The sequence below is a fragment of the Aequorivita soesokkakensis genome, from assembly GCF_001641085.1.
GTDB lineage: Bacteria > Bacteroidota > Bacteroidia > Flavobacteriales > Flavobacteriaceae > Aequorivita > Aequorivita soesokkakensis.
On record NZ_LXIE01000042.1, the window covers coordinates 1 to 3,531 of the forward strand.

The window sequence follows — 3,531 nt, forward strand, 5'->3', positions numbered from 1 at the left end:
TTGGGGCAACGGGTGATGGACAGCCGTGTTGATGCCACCAGCTCACAGCTGGACGTTTCGGCACTTAGCCCGGGCACCTACCTGATGAAGGTGAGCGTCAACGGCCAGATAGGCACTTACAAGGTGCTGAAGGACTAGTGCCCTAGAGAGCCTTTGTTTATGATTTGAACCACCCGCCAAGCGCGGGTGGTTTTTTTGTGCCCAGAAGCCTAGCCTTCAATCCGTGTGTTTCAGCCCTCCCGAACTGGCTTTCCGATTTCCGATTTATTTGCATAAATGTTAATTTGATTGATTATTGATAACGTATTGAAATTCTTATTGATAAAAGCTTTGATATTTGTTTTTTTGGAGTTAGTTTTAGTTTCTTAAATCAATTACTAACTAAACTGTTTTAATTATGAAAAAAATTACCATGCTAATTTTGCTGATGGTATGTGCTATAGGATATAGCCAGACTGATGCAAAATCGACAGGGTCTAACGATCCTGTTTCCTTTAAAAAGGTAAAGCAAATTTCAAATGATGGTAGATCTTCTACTTCTCTAGATGAAATAGCTCCTTTGCAAAGAAATTTGTACGGAACGACATCTATGTCGGCTTCCAACAGTACTTGGGGAGCTGTAACAAATTCCCCTGCCGGAACTGCATCTAGAAATATGCAGTCAGATTCCTTTTACAATAGTTTGGTGCCTGTGGTGATAACCCATAGTGTGTCCCAAAGTATTGTTCCTGGAACAGTAACCTGTAATGCTGGAGGTATTCCAGACGAAAACAGTTTTTACCGCGATTTTGATCTTGCCAATGATTTTGGTATTTCGGATGATTTTAATGTTTCAAGTGTTGAATTTGGTGTGGAAGAAATTACTGGACCAGTGGCGCTGACCTTGAATATTTATTCAACCGCTGGACCATTTCCCACTGGGTTTCCCGGATCATTGACCCTGCAGGGAACCGCTAACTATACTGTTGATGTGCCTGATAACCTTACAATTGTTTCTGTTCCATTGAATGCTACAATACCAGCTGGAGCTATTATGGTTTATGAAATGAAAATAAACCTTGGAGCTGCCAATGTCTTTTTCCCAGGCTCCAATGCTGCGGGTCAAACTGGAGTTTCATGGATTGCTTCTGCTGCATGTGGAATAACCACACCTACTGATTTTGCTGCTATTGGATTTCCTAATGTTCATATGATTATGAACGTAGTTGGGGAAGAAGCTGGCGGCGGAGGTGGCGGCGGTGCTTGCGGAAGCCCAATTTTAGAAGTAAACCAACCTTCTACTAATACTTGTATGGCTTTTATTACTCAAACGGATTTGGCCCAATCTTATATACCCACTGAGCCTATATCTGCTGGAGCTGGTATAATGTTTACAGGAGCATCTACTGGACTCAATGTAAATCTATCATTATGGGATGGTCTTCCAAATGGGGGAGGAACTATGCTTGCAAGTGGAACCAGTCAAACTGATGGTACAGCATGGACAGATGTTTTTTGGGATCCAGTAGTAAATGTTACAGCTGGAAATACCTATTATATAGTAATTGATGGAGACGCTGCATTGCCATGTGTTGCTGGAGATACTACTAATCCATATCCCGGCGGAAATGTTTTTGCCAATGCAGGTTATGGTTCATTCCCAGATTTCGATTATACATTTAGAACCTATAGCTGCGATAGTGGCGGGGGCGGAGGAAGCGTTTGCGACCAAAGTAATCCTGAAAACGCTTTTGAAAACGGAAGAGGTTGTAGTGCAAACAACAACTGGACTGCCGCAAATGATATTATTGTTGCCACTGGTAATGACATGACTCTTAATGGTATTACACCAAATATTTGGATGTTACCGGGAGTTACAGCTGCTTCTGTTCTTGTAACTATTTATGATGATGCGGCCGGCCTTCCAGGAACTGCTATCAATTCTGAAACAGTTGTTCCAACATCAAGTACCGTTTTGGGAAGTAATTTTGGATACGACATTTCTGAAGTAGTTATGGATTTAACTCCTGTTTCGTTGCCGGGTGATGCTGGTAGTGATGTTACATATTGGATTGCTATTCAAGTAACAACTAGCGATAACAGTGTTGCTTTCTGGAGTATGACTACAGCTAGTGCTGTTGGTAATCCATTAGCTTTTAGTGATGGAACTCCATTTGTTATTCCAGATCCTACCTATGATGGAGTTTATGTGTTTTCTGCTTTTTGCGAGCCAATTGGCGGCGGTGGCACTTGCGTCAGCACTGCTTATGATAGTACTGCCGTACCTTTCGATATTGATGGCGCAGGAACCTCTACGGCAGATTGTGCAAACGCACCCAACTTGATTCCTGTTAGTGTAGCTGATGCAGGTACAATAGGTTCGGGTACTAACCTTGAGAACATTACGATTGATATTACTCATACGTGGAGTGGCGATCTTGAGCTATATCTTGTTTCTCCTGCCGGTACTGAACTTTTATTGGCCGATAACCTAAGTGGTAATACGGATAATGCTTACAATGGAACAATGTTTGAAGACGGCGGTGCAGATATTGCAACTGCAACTGCTCCATTTGGAGTTGGACCCTACGAGCCTATGGGAGGTACTTTTGCCGCGGCATTTGCGGGGGAAGACATCACGGGCGATTGGAGCTTAAAAGTTTGTGACACTGCTGGAGGTGATACTGGACAGGTACTTCAGTTCTCTATGTCTATTTGCGTGCCGCCGGTAATCACTAATGATGACTGTTCAAATGCTTATGTATTGGCTTGCGGGGACAGTGTTACGGGCGAGACGTTGACGGCTACGGATTCTGGCGGGAACGCCGCTCCGGACGTTTTCTATAAGTTCACGGGCAGTGGTACGCCACAATTGGTTACCATTTCCCTTTGTGCTGCTACGGACTATGATTCATTGCTCCGCGTTTTTGATGACTGCGACCTTCTGAACGAGCTTGCGGTGAACGATGATTTCTGCGGCCTGCAGAGCCAGGTTACCTTCCAGTCGGACGGTACCTCCACCTATTACATAATGGTCGAGGGCTTTGGCAGCAATGCCGGTAACTTCAGCCTTGACGTTACCTGTGAGGACCCCTTGGCCAATGACGACTGTAGTGGCGCAATAGCGGTTAGCTGCGGTGACTCCGTTAGCGGGACTACGGACGGTGCTACCATAGACACCGGCGTTGCCCCTGATTGCGGCACGGCGGTTACCTCTCCTGGAGTTTGGTACAGCCTTGACGACAACAGCGGCCTTCCCGGCACTATCACGCTTTCTTTGTGCAGCGGTACGGACTACGACTCCAAGATCTCTGTTTACACAGGGGACTGCAACGCGCCCCCGCTTACCTGCGTTGATGGCAACGACGACTCCTGTGGTCTTCAGAGCGAGATTACCTTCGCCAGCGACGGCAACACGAGCTACCTGATCCTTGTGCACGGCTTTGGCGGTGCGACCGGCAACTTCACCCTTGACGTTACCTGTACGCCTACGCCTCCTCCGAACGATATGATCGTGAACTCTATCGACGTTGACGAGATAGGCTTCCCTTA

General features: G+C 45.8%; 2 protein-coding genes. Both read left to right on the forward strand.

All coding sequences use genetic code 11. From position 1 onward, the window contains the following. The first annotated feature begins 12 nt into the window (after positions 1-12). Complete coding sequence (locus A7A78_RS15375; RefSeq protein WP_423190704.1) at positions 13-138, forward strand: T9SS type A sorting domain-containing protein; 126 nt, start codon at positions 13-15, stop codon at positions 136-138. A 259-nt stretch (positions 139-397) separates the two neighbouring features. Continuing rightward, on the forward strand, positions 398-3,531 hold a 3,134-nt coding region (locus A7A78_RS11970), incomplete at its 3' end, for a proprotein convertase P-domain-containing protein (RefSeq protein ID WP_131811144.1).